This is a genomic window from Bradyrhizobium sp. 138 (assembly GCF_023074075.1).
Lineage (GTDB): Bacteria > Pseudomonadota > Alphaproteobacteria > Rhizobiales > Xanthobacteraceae > Bradyrhizobium.
In genome coordinates this window covers 84,303-101,565 of record NZ_JADPKT010000033.1, presented here as the reverse complement: position 1 = coordinate 101,565, position 17,263 = coordinate 84,303, and the positions used below count along the sequence as shown (strand labels likewise).

The following is a 17,263-nucleotide window of genomic DNA, read 5'->3' as shown; positions in this document are numbered from 1 at the left end:
GGGGCGCGCGCAGCGCGAACCCGGAATCCCGAGGTGAGTGGTCGGAGCTTCCAAAACTTCTAGAGTCTCAGATGCGCAGTTTGCGCATCTGAGTTCGCGACTTTGTCGCCCCCCGGAATGGCGTGGCCTAGCGTTGCACCACGTCCTGGTTGCTGTGGTTAGAAGCGGCCTGCTGCCCACGCGCACCCATTGCGGCGACCTCCGTCTTCAGGAGGGCGCCGGGACGGACGCGCTGCAGGCCGTTGACGACGATGCGGTCGCCAGACTTCAGGCCCGCAGTGACGATGCGAAGCCCATCCACCGCACCGCCGAGCATGACCGGTCGGTAGACCGCGCGGCTGTCGTCGCCGACCGCCATCACGAACTTCTTGTCCTGGTCGGTGCCAATCGCGCGCTCGTCGATCATCACCAGCGACTGCTGCTTCGGCTGACCCATGCGCACGCGGGCGAACTGGCCGGGGATGAGACGCCCGTCCTCGTTCCGGAACACCGCACGGACACGGATGGTGCCGCTCTGGCCGTTGACCTGATTGTCGATCAGCTGGATGTGGCCTTTCGCCGAGAGACCGCCGGAGGTCGTCATCTCCACCGGAATCTGGTCGAGCTTGCCGCGCTGGCCTGCGGCATCCGCGATCGAGTTCAACGCACGCAGCACGACCTCCTCATCCGCATCGAACGACGCATAGATCGGATTGATCGAGACCAGCGAGGTCAGCACCGGGGAGGCGGTGCCGGCGGCGACGAGATTGCCGACGGTGACCTCGATCTTGCCGACGCGGCCGTCTACGGGTGCGCGCACCTCGGTGTAGTCGAGATTGAGCTTTGCGGTCTGGAGCGTTGCCTCGGCCGCCTTCACGTTGGCGATCGCTTCGCGGTGGGCGTTCTCGCGCTGATCGAAGTCGCGCCGCGTCACCACGGCATTGCCGACCAGCTGTGCGCCGCGCTCGAGCTCGCTCTGGGTAAAGACGACGCGCGCCTTCGCCGCCTCGAGCTGCGCGTTGGCCTTGTCGACCTCCGCCGCATAAGGCGCGGGGTCGATCTTGAACAGCACGTCACCGGCTTTCACCAGCGCGCCTTCGGTGAAGTTGGTCGACATGATCGCACCCGCCACGCGCGGACGAAGCTCGACGCGGTTGATGGCCTCGAGCCGGCCGGAGAAATCGTCCCACAGCACGGTCTGCCGCGGCTCGATCATCGCGACGGTGACGGAAACGGCTTGTTCGGCCGCGGCGGCCGGCGCGGTCGCTTGCGCCGCGTGGAAGTAGCGGCCGGTCGCGATCGTACCGGCGACGGCAAGGGTGCCCACGACGGCCACGCCGCCGAGGAGGCGGCGAAAGCGGCCGGCACGGGAGGTATTTTGGGTGGGGGGCATTTGCGCGCTCCAGATATGTAGTGTTCACTACAGATGTGGAGCTGGATCTCGCAGTGCAAGATACTTATGTATCATTCACTAGGAAAATTGTACGCCGATACCGCGACAATGGGAAGACACAAGAAAAAGAAAGCTAGAACAAATAGATAGGATCTGGCGTTAGGCTAGGGGCCGCCGATTCCAAGGAGACAGGCACATGGGCATGGGACGCCCCCGCGAATTCGATGCCGACATTGCGTTGGACCAGGCGATGGAAGTGTTTTGGCGCCATGGCTATGAGGGCGCCACCATCGCGCAGCTGACCGAGGCCATGGGCATCAATCCCCCCAGCCTCTATGCCTGTTTCGGCAACAAGGAAGGCCTGCTCAAGGCCGCGCTCGACCGCTACACCAAGCTGCGCGGCTTCTGGATGGATGAGGTGGTCGCCGCCCCCACCGCCCGCGCCGTGGCCGAGCGGATGCTGATGGGCATCGCCGACAAGCAGACCGATCCCGCCAATCCGCCCGGCTGCCTGCTGGTGCAGGGCGGCATTGCCTGCGGCACCGGCTCCGAGAATGTCCCGTTCGAGCTCGCCGCACGCCGCGCCCAGAACGAAGACCAGCTCCGCGACCGCTTCATCCGCGCCAAGGCCGAAGGCGATCTGAAACCGAGCTCCGACCCCGCCGCGCTCGCGCGCTATGTCTCGGCGGTGTCGGTCGGCATGGGCGTCATGGCCTCATCGGGCGCGGATCGTGAAGCATTGCGACAGGTGGCTGATGTCGCCGTGCAGGCGGTCGAGGCGCAGTCGGCGAAAGGGTAGGTTACGGTAAGGTCGGACAAGGAGTGTTGCGGCAAGCGGCGCGTTTGGCGGAGTCTTCCTCTTAGTCCCTTGCCTGCCTTGGGACTGCGGTGGACTTGATCCGAGTATCCTTCGTGACTTTGTTCTTCCTCAGTTCGGCAAACTCTTGCCTGAGCAGGTCCAGGACGGTTCGGACCTTGGGGAGATCCGCCATGCGCTTGTGGCAGATGATCGTGAGTTCTGCGCGGAGCGAGGTTGGAGGCTCGAGCTTGAGCTCCACGAGCTCGCCCGGCCGTTTGAGCCGATGGGTGGTCTTCAGAAGGATCATTGCGCCGACGCCGGCCTGGCAGGCCGCGACCTGCACACTGTAGTCGTCGGATGTGAAGGCGGGACGAAAGTCGGGAATCTTGGCCGCGAGCTCCGGATTCGGGCTCAGCATCTCGCGCTCGCCCGCCCAGGCGATCCAGTCGAGGTCCCGGAAATCGTACCTCGCGGGCAGCCGCCGAGAGTAGTCCCTGCTCGCGTAGACCCCGATCGGAACGACGACTTCATCGACTGTGATCAGGTCGGAATCATCGGACGGATATCTCCTAAGCGCGATGTCCGCTTCGCCGCGCGAGAGATTCAGGCGTTCCGTGCTGGCCAAAACTTCGAGGGTGATCTGCGGATGCTTTTTCCTGAGCTTTTCGGAGATCGGAGCCAGGAAATCAAAGGCATACGACGGTGCTGCCGTGATGCGCACGCGGCCGCTCACGGGCGAGTCCTTCGCGTCGAGTGAGCGATTGGCTTCCGTCGCCCATTGCGCCATGCCCTGGGCGGCGGGAAGCAATCTTTTTCCGGTCTTGGTCAAGGCGATGCCCTGGTTCTTGCGGACGAAGAGCGGCTCGCCCAGCTCGTACTCCATCTCCGCGATCCTCCGGCTCAAGGTGGGCTGGCTCACCTTGAGGCGCCGCGCGGCGCCGCTCAGGCTGCCAGCATCCGCAACCGCGAGAAAAATCCGGAGATCATCCCATTGCAGGTCCACGTTCACTCCTCGGCCTCGTCCCAAGGCCATCCATTTATGTATGGCGACATAGGAATTTAGACGATTGCTATTCTCTCGGTCCAGGGCAAAAGCGTGATCAGAAATGAGGAACACCGATCATGCTCCGTCGATCCCGATACCTTGCTGTTGCTGGATTCGTTGTCATTGCGCTGTCTGGCGCTGCCTTCATCGCATTTCCCGGCTGGTCGCAGACAACCCATCAAACCGTGACAGCCAGCCTCGGCAAGCCGATCAGCTCGTCGGCCATGGAGGCCCTGATCGATCAACCCGGGTCAATCGCAGTCCGAACGGTCGCGAGCTCAGACTGGAAAGCTGATCTATCGGGACTGATCAATCTGAAAGATCCGAAAGCCGTTCAGGCGGGGCTCGTCGATCACGAGGAGCCGATCCAGATCTATACGCATCTCGTGCGGCACCCCACGCAGGGATTCTTCATGATCGATACGGGTGTCTCAAGGCAGTTTGCCGAGCACCCAGAGAGCGTCGGTGTGCCGTGGCTACTGAGAAATTTTGCAAAGATGGACAAGCTTCAGGTCCGAGAAGATGCCTTGTCGGCCATCACATCGGAAGGCGTCCCGCTCAAAGGCGTCTTCATGACCCATCTCCATTTCGATCATATCTCCGGAATGCCGGACGTTCCGAAAGACATTCCGTTTTGCACAGGCCCCGGCGAGGCTGCGGAGGAGAAGTTCGAGAACGTTGTCGTTCAGGGGATGGAGAATCGCTTCTTTGATGGCAGACCCGCAATTCAGGAGTTTCAGTTCACGACGGACCCAGACGGGAAATTGGAAGGCGTGATTGATGTCTTCGGCGACAGTTCGTTGTTTGCGATCCTGACGCCGGGACATACTGCGGGTCATGTCTCCTATCTGGCCCGCACGCCTACGGGGCCGGTTCTCTTGACGGGCGACGCTTGCCACACGCGCTGGGGCTGGGAGCATGGCGTCGAGCCCGGAAGTTTCACGTTCGAACGGGACAGCGAACGAAAGAGTTTGCTCCAGCTGAAGGCCTTGAGTGAACGTCACCCGAAGATGATCGTGAGGCTCGGCCATCAGCCTTAGCCCACCGCGGCGTATTATATCGCACCCAGCCCCGGCGGCGGCACGAAACCACCGAACTCGCGCTCGATCAGCCCGGCCAGCGCGATCGTCGTGCGGTCCTCCAGATACGGCCCGATGATCTGGACACCGACCGGCAGGCCCGAAGCCGTGCGCTCGATCGGAATGGCAGTTGCGGGAAGTCCGCAGGTCGAGGCGGGGTCGGCCCAGATGAAGCACGCATCGGCGTAATTGTGGAGCTTGCCGTCGATGTCGAGCTGCCGCGCGTCGAACGGCTCGGACTGGTCCTGCGGAAAGGCCGGCACCGCTGCGGCTGGATAGATCACTGCATCGAACTCACGGAACAGCTGATGCCACCTTTGTTGCAGCTGCAGGCGGGCCGCATCAGTCGCCAGCCATTCGCGATGGAGCATGCCCCAACCGCGCGCACGCTCGGCCTGCAGGCTGCGGTCGTCAGGCGAAAGGGCTGCGGCAACTTCTTGTGCCTCTGCGAGCGCGGCCGGTGTCAGGCGCGGACTGCGCGCTCCGTTCAACAGTTTCATGTAGAGCCGCGCGGACTCGGCGAGATCGGGCAGCGCCGCGCTTGCGCGCGCGACCCGTGCGCCCGATCTGCCGAGCCGGTCGGCCAATCGTCCGATCGCGGAACGCACGGCATCACCCGTCGGCATCAGCGGATGGGTATCGATCACGAGGATCCTGAAATCCCTGAGCTGATCATGTCGCGGGGCGGGCAGCGCGAGGCGATAGCCGATCCCGTCGCGCGTCTCGTCGGGGCCGGCGATCACGTCGAGCGCCAGAGCAAGATCAGAGGCGGTGCGCGCCATCGGCCCAACGACAGCGAGATCGCCCTGGCCGGGGACGGGTGGTGCCGGCGGCAGGCTGTATCCGCGCAGCGGGACCAGGCCGAGGCTCGGCTTGTGTCCGAACACGCCGCAGAAATGCGCAGGGACCCGGATCGAGCCGCCGATATCCGAGCCGATCGAGAGCGGACCGAAGCCTGCGGCCAGCGCCGCGCCCGATCCGCCCGAGGAGCCGCCGGGCGATCGGCCGAAGTCCCAAGGATTGTTGGTCGTCCCGTAGAGTTCGTTGTAGCTCTGGAAATCCCGCAAGCCGATCGGGATGTTGGTCTTGCCGATGATGACGGCGCCCGCCGCCTTCAGCCGCCAGACGACAAGGGCATCCTCCGCGGGCCGGAAATCTCTGAAATGCGGAAAGCCCCAAGTCGTCGGCAAGCCGGCGACGTTGAACGGCTCTTTCAAGGTCACGGGGATGCCGAGCAACGGTTGCCGTTCGCCGCGGCCAAGCGTGGCATCGGCAGCGCGCGCGGCATCCCTCGCGCGATCGAAATCGCGGACGATGATGGCGTTGATCTTGCCGTCCAGCGCCTCGATGCGCGCGATCGTGTGTTCGAGCAACTCCGACGCCGAGAGCTTGCGCGCCTGCAGGGCGCCCAGCAGTGCGCTAATCGAACCGTAATCCAAGTCAGTAGCGCTCGCGGCCTTCTGCATCAAGACCTCCACCTCGCGATCCGAAACAGCCATGCCTTCCGAATTGTTAATGGCCTCGGCGTGGAGGCGAACTCGGGATGGCGATCATGCGATCGTGCCGCTGTTTTGCCCGACGTGTCAAACGTCCGCGCTGCCAGACTTGGCGATGTGCGGCGCGAAATTCTTCAATGATTTGTACTTTGCATGGGGTTGTTTTCGCATTTTTTGTTTGGAGGTTCCCAGGAGCCAGAGCATCAGCGTATCGATCCGGCGCCCTAAGAATTCCTACACACAGTTCTGGCACGTTGCGCGCGTCAATGTCCGCAACCTGCATCGTCGCCTCTCATTGCGCGCACGAAAAGACGGGGCCCGCGGGAATCGAGGGGCGTAATCCATGACTGCACTCACTTCGGACGCCGGTCGCGCCAGGAGCGGGATCGTGCCGATCCTGTTGTGCGTCGTGCCGTTCAGCCAGATTCCGCTCGATGCCTACACGCCCGGCCTGCCGCAGATGGTGGGGGATCTCGCCACTGATGCAGCCTCGATGCAGAACACCGTCACCGCCTATATGCTCGGCATGAGTCTGGCGCTGGTGCCGGTCGGCATCGCCTCCGACACGCTCGGCCGCCGCAACGTTCTGCTCGCAGGCCTGTCGGTGCTGATCGCGATGAGCATTGCCTGCGCGCTCGCCACCAGCGCCTCGCTGCTGCTTGGCCTGCGCTTCCTGCAAGGTGTCGGCGGCTGCACCTGTCTCGTCGTCCCCTATGCCGTTGCGGCCGACTGCTTTCGCGGCCGGGAGCTGACGGCGATCTCCGGCCTGCTTGGCGCCGCGTGGGGGCTCGCGCCCGTGCTTGCGCCCGCGGCCGGCGGCTTCATCGTCGAGCTGACATCGTGGCGCGGCGTCTTCGTCACCATCGCCGTCGCCGCGGCGATCGTTGCCGCGATCGTCGTTTGTCTTCTGCCCGAGACGCTGCCCGCAGATCGGCGGGCACCGTTCGATCCCCGCCGCACGGCCGGCATCCTGCGCGATGCGCTGCTACGTCCGGGGTTCCTGGCTTTCGTCCTGGTGTTTGCCGCGGCGGCCAGTGCGCAGCTCGCGTTCGGCGTCGTCGCGCCGTTCTTCTACCAGACCGGTCTTGGTTATTCCGCGGCGATCTACGGCCTGGTCGCGCTCGGCCTTGGCGGCGTCAATCTCGCCGGCGAGCTCGGCTGCGCGCATTTCGCGCGGTTCATGCCGGCGCGCATGCTGGGCTTCGGCGCCTTCGCGTTGTTTCTTGCCGGCTCGGTGGTCCTGACCGCAACAGGCATGATCTTCGGTCTCGACTTTGCGTCGATCACGATCGGCGGTGCGCTGGTGCTCGGCGGCTGCGGCGTGCTGTGTCCGATGATGTACGGCATGGCGCTCGGCCTGTTCGAGCGCGACCACGGCCTGATCGGCGGTCTCATCAGCGCGCTCTGCTATCTCGCCGTCAGCGGTGCCATGGCGATCACGGCGGTATTGCCCGAGGCGACGCAGGCGCCGATCGGATGGCTCTATCTCGGCCTCTGCGCAATCGCGGGTGGGCTGCTTGCGATCTCGCTGCCGCCAGTGCGCCACGCCACACAGAATTAAGGAAGGAAGCAATCATGACCACTGTTGCTATTCGCGGCACGTTCTTCGATTTCGTCGATGATCCCTGGAAGCACGTCGGCAACGAGCAGGCCGCCGCGCGCTTTCACCAGGACGGCCTCATGGTCGTCACCGACGGTGTCATCAAGGCGTTCGGTCCCTATGACAAGGTTGCGGCCGCGCATCCCGGCGTTGCGATCACTCATATCAAGGATCGCATCATCGTCCCCGGCTTCATCGACGGCCACATCCATCTGCCGCAGACCCGCGTGCTCGGGGCCTATGGCGAGCAGCTGCTGCCGTGGCTGCAGAAATGGGTCTATCCGGAGGAGCTCAAATACCGCGATCGCAACTACGCGCGCGAGGGCGTGAAGCGTTTCCTCGACGCGCTGCTGGCGTCCGGCACCACGACATGCCAGGCCTTCACGAGCTCTTCACCGGTCTCGACCGAGGAATTGTTCGAGGAAGCGGCCCGCCGCAACATGCGCGTCATCGCGGGCCTCACCGGCATCGATCGCAACGCGCCGGCCGATTTCATCGATACGCCCGAGAATTTCTATCGCGACAGCAAGCGGCTGATCGCGCAGTACCACAACAAGGGCCGCAACCTCTACGCCATCACGCCGCGCTTCGCCTTCGGCGCCTCGCCGGAGCTGCTGAAAGCGTGTCAGCGCCTCAAGCACGAGCATCCGGATTGCTGGGTCAACACCCACATCTCCGAGAACCCGGCCGAATGCAGCGGCGTGCTGGTCGAGCACCCGGACTGCGAGGACTATCTCGGCGTCTACGAGAAGTTCGACCTGGTCGGGCCAAAGTTCTCCGGCGGTCATGGCGTCTATCTCTCGAACAACGAGTTTCGCCGCATGTCGAAGAAGGGCGCGGCGGTGGTGTTCTGTCCGTGCTCGAACCTGTTCCTCGGCAGCGGCCTGTTCCGCCTCGGCCGGGCCACCGATCCGGAGCATCGCGTCAAGATGTCGTTCGGCACCGACGTCGGTGGCGGCAACCGCTTCTCGATGATTTCCGTACTCGACGACGCTTACAAGGTCGGCATGTGCAACAACACGCTGCTCGACGGCAGCATTGATCCCACCCGCAAGGACCTCGCCGAGGCCGAGCGCAACAAGCTCTCGCCCTATCGCGGCTTCTGGTCGATCACGCTCGGCGGCGCCGAAGGCCTCTATATCGACGACAAGCTCGGCAATTTCGAGCCCGGCAAGGAAGCCGATTTCATCGCGCTCGATCCGAACGGCGGGCAGATCGCGCAAGCGTGGCACCAGTCGCTGATCGCCGACGGCGGTGGCCCGCGTACGATGGACGAGGCCGCAAGCATGCTGTTCGCCGTCATGATGGTCGGCGACGATCGCTGCGTCGACGAGACCTGGGTGATGGGCAAGCGCCTCTACAAGAAGAACTGAAGCGGACGGCTGCCGATGAGCGCATCTCCTGATATGGCCGGACAGTCGGTCGCCCTCGTCATCCAGCGCCGCATCGCCGATGACGGCTTTGCCGCGTTCGCGCGCTGGAATGGCGAGGTCGGTGAGGTGCTCAAGGCGTGGCCCGGATTCCTGGGCCAGGAGGTGGTGCCGCCGCAGCCGCCGGCCCATGTCGACTGGGTGACAGTCCTGCGTTTCGCAAGCCCGGCCGCAGCGCGCGCCTGGCTTCAGAGCGAAGCGCGGGCGCGGCTGATTGCGGAGGTGCAACGCTTCTTCGTCGGTCCGGAGGACGTCCATATCCTGCCGGACAGCGGCGTCCCGCGTGACAATGCGGTCTCCGCCGTCATCTCCTTCCATGTGCCGGATGGGCTCGAAGAGGCGTTCCTCAAATGGCAGCAGCGCATCCAGGCCGCGGAGGCCGAGTTCAAGGGGTTCTTGCGCCACAAGATCGAGCGACCGATTCCGGGCCTGCACGATGAATGGATCATCATCCTCACGTTCGATACCGATGCCAACCTCAACGCATGGCTCGACTCGCCGTTGCGGCAGACGCTCTTGAAGGAAGGCGAGCGCTTCAACACCGGCATGAACGTGAAGCGGGCGAGCTACGGCTTCAATTTCTGGTTCCCGGCCGGCAAGACGCAGGCTCCGGAGCAGGGCCCGGGCCTGATCTGGAAAAGCAACCTGATCGTGCTTTTGGTGCTCTATCCCGTGGTCTATCTCTGGGGCACTTTCATCAGCGCGCCGCTGATCGACAGAAACGGCGTGCCGGTCTGGCTATCGCTGTTCATCGGCAATCTCGTCAGCACCCAGCTGCTCGGCTGGTGGCTGGTGCCCGCCGCTTTCAAAGCGCTCGACTGGTGGGTCGCACCGAAGGCGGCGATCAGTCGCCAGATCGCGGGCTACGCGCTGCTTGCGATGCTCTACGCGGCATCGATGGGCCTGTACGCGCTGCTGCTCGCGTGGCATTGGGGACGGTGAGACCGTCCACCGCCGGACACGACCATGTTCGCCCTGACATTTCTCGGAACCTCGGCCAGCGTTCCCTCAGGGGAGCGCAACCATCCGGCGCTCCTGGTGGAAGCCGCGGGCAAGCGCGTCCTGGTGGATTGCGGCGAGGGCACGCAGCGCCAGCTCTTGAGGAGCGGTTCGGGCTTTCGGCGGCTCGACCGTATCCTGCTGACGCATGCGCATCTCGATCACGTGCTCGGCATCCCCGGCCTGTTTTCAACCCTGGGCTTGCGGCAGAGTGCCGACGTGATGACCATTCATGGCGGGCAGGGCACGCTCGACATCGTCATCCGAATGCTCGCCGGCCTGTGGGGCGCGGGCAGGGCGCCGATCGCGGTCGAGTTCGCAGCCCTATCCGAAGGACCGGTCATCGACGCCGGTGACTTCACCGTCGCCTGCTTTCCGGTCCGCCACCGCGACACCGACAGCTTTGGCTTCGTGTTTCAAAGCCCCGCACGTCGCCACCTTCGGCCCGATCGCCTTGCGGCCCTTGGCGTCCCGGATGGTCCCGTGCGCGGCGAACTGGCTGCGGGACGGCCGGTCGTCATCGCCGATCGAACGATCGATCCGGAAGACGTCCTAAGCCCGCCGAGCGGCGGCAAGAAGCTTGTCGTGATCGGTGACATCGAAACCACCGACGGACTGTCCAACTCCGTGGCTGACGCCGATATGTTGGTGATCGAGGCGACCTTCCTCGATCGCGACGCCGCAACCGCGCGGGATTACGGCCATCTCACCGCGGCGGAAGCGGCCGCCTTTGCCGCCGCGAACAACGTCCGCCAGCTCGTGCTGACCCATATGTCGGGACGGTACGAGGACGATGAGATCCTGGCCGAGGCGGTGAAGATCTTTCCGAACACCCGCATCGCCGCCGACTTCGATCACATCGTGATCTAGTCGCGGCTTCGACAGCGTTCCGCTGCTGCTGTCCCAGGTGAAGACTCGCAGCGCCTGCTGCGCGCGACGGCTTAAAGGGTTGGGTCCCGCTCCCGCTGTTGAGGAGAGCGGACCCGTGCACTGCAACGCTTGCCAGCCCGGGGGCGAGCGGGTAGAACCCTGCCACGCCTGAGCCGTGATTTGCGCCAACCGCGCTTCCGGCGACAGTCGAGCAAATCAAAGAAGTTATTGAATTTGTTCGACTATTCCGTTGGGGAATGGTGTAACGGTAGCACAACAGACTCTGACTCTGTTTGTCTTGGTTCGAATCCAGGTTCCCCAGCCAGTTCCGGGCGCTTCTCCACGTTCGCAGTTCCCTCCATACGTCGCTTGGCAGGAATGGGCCGTTGGCTGCGTTGCTGCTCGCGACCGTTTGCCTCATCTGAAACTCGCATCTTCGTGTCGGATCGCCGTGCGCTGCATCGTCCTTGGGCCATACAACCCAAGGAGATCCGTGATGCCCTATGTCGATGGTTTCTTGCTCGCCGTGCCGAAGGACAACATCGAGGCCTACAAGACGCTGGCGACGTCCGCCTGCGCCATCTGGATGGAGCACGGTGCGCTCGATTATGTCGAATGCATCGCCGACGACGTTCCCTATGGCGAGCTCACTTCGTTCCCACGCGCGGTGATCGCGAAGGAGGACGAGGTCGTGGTGTTCGCGTGGATCGTCTATCGCGACCGGGAGACCCGCGATGCCGTCAACAAGAAGGTGATGGCAGACCCGCGGCTGAAGTTGGAGGGCATGCCGTTCGATGGCAAGCGCATGATCTATGGCGGCTTCACGACGCTGCTCCGGGCGAGCGACATCGCAACCTGACGACTAAAGCGCGATGCGATTAGGATGCGTCATCGCGCTTTAGGTTGTTGTTTGAGCATGATCTTTTTCGGAAAACCGCCGCGCACTTTTCCGGATCATGATTTAGCCGCTACTTGATCTTGTCGTAGGCGGCGGCGAAGTCGCCGAGCGGCATGGGGATTGCGATGGTCTCCTTGGCCATGTTCTGGAAGGAGACCTTGAGCTGCTTGCCCGACCGCAAGGACGCGAGCAGGTCCGGCGCAACCGGGGTCGAGGCGTAGCAACCGCGATTCTCGCAGGTCTGGATCTGCAGGTCGACCGTCTTGCCCTCGTCGACCTGAAGCTTGGCGCCGACCGGAAGATTGAGGCCGAGCGGCAATTGCAGCAAGGCCACCGGCGTGCGGGTGTCGGGCGCGATGCGGATGTTGACGAGGACGATGGTCTGGCCGGTCTTGGTCAGCACCGCGTTCTGCTCCATCGCGCATTCGAGCGGCGCCTCGCGGCTCACGCTGGTGCAGCGCACGATCCATCCGGGCTGCTGCGCCGGCGCGGCGTCGGCCTGTGGCTGCGTCGGGGCCGGCGCAGGCTGTGCCGCCGGTGCGGGGGCGTTCTTCTTCGCAGCCTGCTGGGCATAGGCAGCGCCCAAGGGCAACAGGACGGCAGCGGCGAGGGCGACAAGTCTGGATTGCATGAGCATGGCGAGACCGCGTTGGCGTGAACCGGGGGTTCTGGCTGTAGCGTCGCGGGCGACGCGGTGCAAGCTTACTCGGCGGCTTCCTTGACGGTGCCGCGCGCGGGCGCCTCGTCGCCTTCGTCGTCACCCGAACGGCCCCAGGTGGAGAACCAGTTGTTGAGCTCGTCGAGATAGAGATAGACCACCGGCGTGGTGAACAGAGTCAGCGCCTGGCTGACGATCAGGCCGCCGACCATGGCGTAGCCGAGCGGCTGGCGGATCTCGGCGCCGGTGCCGTGACCGAGCATCAAGGGCACGCCGCCGAGCAGCGCGGCCATCGTCGTCATCATGATGGGGCGGAAGCGCAGCAGCGCGGCCTGGCGGATCGATTGCTCCGGCGTCTTGTGCTCGTCGCGTTCGGCGGCGATCGCAAAATCGACCATCATGATGCCGTTCTTCTTCACGATGCCGATCAGCAGAATGATGCCGATCAACGCAATCAGGCTGAAGTCGAAGCCGGCCGCCATCAGGATCGCGAGCGCGCCGACGCCGGCCGAGGGCAGCGTCGACAGAATCGTGATCGGATGGATGTAGCTCTCGTAGAGGATGCCGAGGATCAGATAGACCACGACCAGCGCGGCGAGGATCAAGAGCGGTACGGTGCCGAGCGACTGCTGGAACGCCTGCGCTGTGCCCTGGAAGCTCGAATTGAGCGTCGGCGGCGCACCGAGATCGGCCATCGCCTTCTGCACGGCCTCGGTCGCCTGGCCGAGCGCGACGCCCTGGGCGAGGTTGAAGCTGATCGTAATCGCCGGGAACTGGCCTTGGTGGCTGATCGAGAGCGGGCGGACCGGATCGGTGGTCCAGGTCGCGAAAGTCGACAGTGGCACCTGGTCGCCGGTCAACGGCGATTTCAAGTAGAGCTTGTTCAGGCTGTCGAGATTGCCCTGCATCTCCGGCAGGATCTCCAGGATCACCTTGTAGGTGTTGAGCTGGGTGAAATACTGCGTAACCTGCCGCTGTCCGAAGGCATCATACAGCGTGTCGTCGATCACCTGCGGCTGGATGCCGTAGCGTGAGGCGGTATCGCGGTTGATCTTGAGCTGGACCGTGGTGCCCTGGGTCTGCTGGTCGGTCGCAACGTCGCGCAGCTCCGGCAGCGTCTGCATCTTGGCCAGGATCTTTGGCGCCCATTCGTTGAGCTCGTCCAGATTGGCGTCCTGCAATGTGAATTCGAACTGCGTGCGCGTCGGCCGGCCGCCGAGCCGCACGTCCTGGGCCGCCTGCATGTAGACACGGGCGCCCTCGACCTTGTCGAACTGGGGACGCAGTCGCGCGATGATCTGCTGCGCCGAGGCATCGCGCTGGTCGCGAGGCTTCAGCGTGATGAATATGTTGCCATTGTTGCCGGCACGGCCGCTGCCGCCGATCGCCATGGCAACGCTGGCGACGTCGGGATCGGCCAGGATGACCTTGCCGAGCTGTTCCTGGCGCCGGGTCATCTCCTTGAACGAAATGTCTTGCGAGGCTTCGGAGGTGGCGGTGATCAGGCCGACATCCTGCTGCGGGAAGAAGCCCTTTGGGATCAGGACGAACAGATAGATCGACAGGCCGAGCGTGGCGAAGAAGATCGCAAGCGTGGTGCGCCGCCAGGCCAGGGCGTGATCCAGAATGTATTCGTAGCCGCGCAGCATCGCGTCGAAGGCGCGCTCGCTCCATTGATAGAAGCGGCCGTGGCGGACCTCACCATGGGCACGCAGGAAGCGCGAGGCCATCATCGGCGTCAGTGTCAGCGACACGAACATCGAGACGAAGATGGTCATCGCCAGCACCACGGCGAATTCCCGGAACAGCCGCCCGATGATGCCGCCCATCAGCAGCAGCGGGATTAGCACCGCGACCAGCGAGATGCTGATCGACACGATGGTGAAGCCGATTTCCTTGGAGCCACGGAAGGCCGCCGCCATCGGCGCCTCGCCTTCCTCGATGTAGCGCGTGATGTTCTCGAGCATCACGATGGCGTCGTCGACGACGAAACCGACGGCAATGGTGAGCGCCATCAGCGACAGATTGTCGAGCGAATAGCCGACCACCCACATCAAGGCGCACGCGCCCAATAGCGCCAATGGCACCGTCACCGTGGGAATGACGGTGGCCCAGAAGCTGCGCAGGAAGATGAAGATGACCATGACCACGAGTGCGATGGTCAGCAGCAGCGTGAACTGGACGTCCTCGACCGCCGCGCGGATGGTCGTGGTACGGTCGCTGATGAGCTCGATCTTGATCGCGGGCGGGATCGCCGCCACGAGGCGGGGCAGGGTCGCCTTGATCCTGTCGACGGTCTCGATGACGTTGGCGCCGGGCTGCTTGAAGATCACCAGGAACACGCCGCGCTTGCCGTTGGCCCAGGCCGCCTGCTTGGCGTCTTCAGCGGCACTGACCGCCTGGCCGATGTCGCGGATTCGCAGCGGACCGCCGTTGCGATAGGCGATGATGACGTCGTTCCAGTCCTTTGCGTGCGTGAGCTGGTCGTTGGCGTAGATCGTGTAAGCGCGCTTTTCGCCGTCGATATTACCCTTGGGACTGTCGACCGTTGTGATCGCGATCTGGCTGCGGACGTCTTCCATCGACAGGCCCTTGGCGACGAGCTTCGCCGGATCGACCTGGATGCGGATGGAGGGTTTCTGCTGGCCGCCGATGAACACCTGCGCCACGCCCGACAGCTGACTGATCTGCTGGGCGAGCTGGGCATCGACCGCGTCGCTGACACTGGTCAGAGGCAGTGTCTCCGATGTCGCCGACAGCAGGAGGATCGGGGCGTCAGCCGGGTTGACCTTGCGGTAGGTCGGCGGCGAGGGCAGGTTCTTCGGCAGCTGGCCGCTGGCGGCGTTGATGGCGCCCTGCACGTCGTTGGCGGCGCCGTCGATGCTGCGGTTGAGATCGAACTGGATGGTGATTGACGCGGTGCCGAGATAGCTCGTCGACGTCATCTGGGCGATGCCGGGGATCTGGGCGAATTGCCGCTCCAACGGCTGGGCCACCGACGAGGCCATCGTCTCGGGGCTGCCGCCCGGCAAATTGGCCGTGATCTGGATCGTCGGGAAGTCGACCTGCGGCAGCGGCGCGACCGGCAGCAGGGGATAGGCGACGAGGCCGACGAAAAGGATGCCGGCCATCAGCAGCGAGGTGCCGATGGGATAACGGATGAAAGGTGCCGAAATCCCGCCCTCGGTCATTCCCGTCGTACCTTATTCTGCGCCGGATCCGAGCTCGCGACCGCTGTCGAGACGAGGCTTCCGGGCTGTACCTTGAACTGACCGCCGGTGATGACCTGCTGCCCGGGGATCAGGCCTTCATCGACGACCGAGCGTCCATCGATGCTGTAGCTGACCTTGATCTTGTGGTCTTCGGCCTTGTTGTCTTGATTGACGGTATAAGCGTAGAGGCCGTTGGTGGAATGCTGGACCGCGTCATCCGGAACCACGGTCGCATCCTTCAGCGTCCGGACCAGAAGCCGCGTCGAGACCGATTGGCCTGGCCACAGCGTGTGATCCTTGTTGTCGAACACCGCCTTGAGCCGGATCGTCCCGCTGGTCGTGTCCACCTGGTTGTTGATCACTGCAAGCTTGCCCTCGGCCAGCGTTTTCTTGCCGTCGGTGGTGAATGCGATCACCTTGAGCGCGTCCGTCTTCTGGCCCTCGCTGATATAGGGAAGCTGGTCTTCCGGCGCCGTGAAGATCACGGAGATCGGTTCGACCTGCGAGATCGTGACGATGCCCGTCTGCGTCGAGGCGTTGACGATGTTGCCGATGTCGACCTGGCGCAGGCCGGCGACGCCGGTGATCGGCGCCTTGACCTGGGTGTAGTCGAGCTGAGTCTGGGCGTTGGCGATCGCGGCTTCGTCGGCGGCGATCTGGGCGGTGAGCTGGGCGACGGTCGAACGCTGAGTGTCGACCCGCTGTGCGGTCGCGAATTCGCCGAGCTTCATCGCGCGCTGAAGTTCGAGATTGGCGTTGGCGAGGCTCGCCTCGTCCTGCGCCTTCTTGGCCTTGGCCTGGTCGAGCGTGGCTTGATAGGGGCGGGGATCAATCGAGACCAAAAGCTCGCCCTGCTGGACGATCTGGCCTTCCCTGAAGGTGAGCTTGTCGATCTGACCATCGACCCGGCTGCGGACCTGGACGGTGTTGAAGCCCTGAACCGTGCCGAGACCCGTCAGGTAGACCGGGAAGTCGAGCTTCTGGACCGGCGCAACGCTCACCGGGACGGCAAGCGGGCGGGGTGGACCCTTCTGGGCGGTCTGGGTTTTTCCGGCCTCAGGCCCAAATTTCTGCCAACCATAGTAACCCGCGGAGGCCACGGCCGCGATGATCAGAAGCCAGAGGATCGGCCGGGACTTTTTCATGTCGTCTCGTGTCGGCTCGTATGCCCTCAGCTAGGAATTATAGGGCAATCGCAGGGTTCCAGCGCGTTGTATAATACACGCCAAGTTCCAGTGTAAACAGCACTATCAGTTGAGAATCCTAAACAATTGGAAAGCTTTGCACCGTCTGGGCAGTGCTCTGCCGCGGCGATGTGCAGCGCTGCATTTTCCCCGTTGGGCGATCGCCGGGCAAGACTTGTGCGGCGCTCGCAGAGGGGGTGCGCAATCCAATGACGCTGCACCGGGCCACAGCTCGGTGCGGGCAACTCGGTGCGGGCAACAAGAATGGTTCTAAATCGTGCGGGCGCCGTTTCGGTTGTCAGGAATTTCGGCATCGTCCATATCGGCGCCGCCACAAAGGAGCGCAGCATGGACGAATTGAACGGTAAGCTGATCGCGTGTCAGATTTTGATCACGGGATTGATCGCGCGTGTGGCCAATGAGCAGCGCGATCCCTTGCGTTTCCTCACCGACTTCCGAGACGAGATCAAGGCCGTCGTGAACGGCGTCAATATCGCCGGCATGGACAGCACCGATCGCGTGCGCGCCGTCGCGCTGAAGACCGTCGACGAATTGTTCTCGCTGATGAAGCCACCGAGCAGCGACTGACGCTGAACGCAAGACGGCCAATTGCGCGGATTT

General features: G+C 63.8%; 14 protein-coding genes and 1 tRNA gene. 9 read left to right on the top strand and 6 right to left on the bottom strand.

Annotated features, from left to right (window positions below; translation table 11 throughout):
• Positions 1 to 127 precede the first annotated feature (127 nt).
• Positions 128 to 1,372, bottom strand: a complete 1,245-nt coding sequence (locus IVA79_RS15785; protein WP_247554181.1) for an efflux RND transporter periplasmic adaptor subunit — start codon at positions 1,370 to 1,372, stop codon at positions 128 to 130.
• Positions 1,373 to 1,568: 196 nt separating this feature from the next.
• Here IVA79_RS15785 and IVA79_RS15780 point away from each other — a divergent pair, with 196 nt between their 5' ends.
• A complete protein-coding gene (locus tag IVA79_RS15780; RefSeq protein ID WP_247554179.1) occupies positions 1,569 to 2,171 on the top strand; it encodes a TetR/AcrR family transcriptional regulator in 603 nt (200 codons plus the stop codon).
• 61 nt (positions 2,172 to 2,232) lie between these two features.
• Here IVA79_RS15780 and IVA79_RS15775 read toward each other — a convergent pair whose 3' ends face one another.
• Complete coding sequence (locus IVA79_RS15775) at positions 2,233 to 3,180, bottom strand: LysR family transcriptional regulator (protein ID WP_247554178.1); 948 nt, start codon at positions 3,178 to 3,180, stop codon at positions 2,233 to 2,235.
• 113 nt (positions 3,181 to 3,293) lie between these two features.
• Between IVA79_RS15775 and IVA79_RS15770 the strand changes: the two genes are divergently transcribed.
• Positions 3,294 to 4,256 (top strand): MBL fold metallo-hydrolase, encoded by a 963-nt coding sequence (locus IVA79_RS15770; RefSeq protein WP_247554177.1) that lies wholly within the window; start codon positions 3,294 to 3,296, stop codon positions 4,254 to 4,256.
• 14 nt (positions 4,257 to 4,270) lie between these two features.
• On the opposite strand, the gene IVA79_RS15765 is transcribed toward IVA79_RS15770, so the two are convergent.
• On the bottom strand, positions 4,271 to 5,761 hold the full coding sequence (locus IVA79_RS15765; protein ID WP_247554176.1) for an amidase: 1,491 nt from the start codon (positions 5,759 to 5,761) through the stop codon (positions 4,271 to 4,273).
• Positions 5,762 to 6,134: 373 nt separating this feature from the next.
• Here IVA79_RS15765 and IVA79_RS15760 point away from each other — a divergent pair, with 373 nt between their 5' ends.
• From IVA79_RS15760 to IVA79_RS15735, 6 genes are all read left to right on the top strand, one after another.
• Positions 6,135 to 7,352: a multidrug effflux MFS transporter gene (locus IVA79_RS15760; RefSeq protein ID WP_247554175.1), complete on the top strand. Its 1,218-nt coding sequence runs from the start codon at positions 6,135 to 6,137 to the stop codon at positions 7,350 to 7,352.
• A gap of 14 nt (positions 7,353 to 7,366) precedes the next feature.
• The gene (gene guaD, locus IVA79_RS15755; RefSeq protein WP_247554174.1) at positions 7,367 to 8,764 is read left to right on the top strand and encodes a guanine deaminase; all 1,398 of its coding nucleotides are present in this window, start codon (positions 7,367 to 7,369) and stop codon (positions 8,762 to 8,764) included.
• Between the two features lie 15 nt (positions 8,765 to 8,779).
• Positions 8,780 to 9,763, top strand: a complete 984-nt coding sequence (locus tag IVA79_RS15750) for an antibiotic biosynthesis monooxygenase (RefSeq protein WP_247554173.1) — start codon at positions 8,780 to 8,782, stop codon at positions 9,761 to 9,763.
• A gap of 24 nt (positions 9,764 to 9,787) precedes the next feature.
• Complete coding sequence (locus tag IVA79_RS15745) at positions 9,788 to 10,690, top strand: ribonuclease Z (RefSeq protein WP_247554172.1); 903 nt, start codon at positions 9,788 to 9,790, stop codon at positions 10,688 to 10,690.
• A gap of 251 nt (positions 10,691 to 10,941) precedes the next feature.
• Positions 10,942 to 11,015, top strand: a tRNA-Gln gene (locus IVA79_RS15740).
• A 171-nt stretch (positions 11,016 to 11,186) separates the two neighbouring features.
• Positions 11,187 to 11,549 carry a DUF1428 family protein gene (locus IVA79_RS15735; RefSeq protein ID WP_247554171.1) on the top strand — a complete coding sequence of 121 codons (363 nt, stop codon included), beginning with the start codon at positions 11,187 to 11,189 and terminating at the stop codon, positions 11,547 to 11,549.
• A 109-nt stretch (positions 11,550 to 11,658) separates the two neighbouring features.
• On the opposite strand, the gene IVA79_RS15730 is transcribed toward IVA79_RS15735, so the two are convergent.
• The 3 genes from IVA79_RS15730 to IVA79_RS15720 all read right to left on the bottom strand — a co-directional run bounded on the left by IVA79_RS15730 (position 11,659) and on the right by IVA79_RS15720 (position 16,603).
• Positions 11,659 to 12,225, bottom strand: coding sequence for an invasion associated locus B family protein (locus IVA79_RS15730; RefSeq protein WP_247554170.1), 567 nt, complete (start codon positions 12,223 to 12,225; stop codon positions 11,659 to 11,661).
• Positions 12,226 to 12,290: 65 nt separating this feature from the next.
• Positions 12,291 to 15,437, bottom strand: coding sequence for a multidrug efflux RND transporter permease subunit (locus tag IVA79_RS15725; RefSeq protein WP_247554168.1), 3,147 nt, complete (start codon positions 15,435 to 15,437; stop codon positions 12,291 to 12,293).
• Positions 15,434 to 16,603 carry an efflux RND transporter periplasmic adaptor subunit gene (locus IVA79_RS15720; protein ID WP_247554166.1) on the bottom strand — a complete coding sequence of 390 codons (1,170 nt, stop codon included), beginning with the start codon at positions 16,601 to 16,603 and terminating at the stop codon, positions 15,434 to 15,436. Before IVA79_RS15720 ends, IVA79_RS15725 begins: the two co-directional genes overlap by 4 nt.
• 387 nt (positions 16,604 to 16,990) lie before the next feature.
• Between IVA79_RS15720 and IVA79_RS15715 the strand changes: the two genes are divergently transcribed.
• Positions 16,991 to 17,230: a hypothetical protein gene (locus IVA79_RS15715; RefSeq protein WP_018319817.1), complete on the top strand. Its 240-nt coding sequence runs from the start codon at positions 16,991 to 16,993 to the stop codon at positions 17,228 to 17,230.
• Positions 17,231 to 17,263 lie beyond the last annotated feature (33 nt).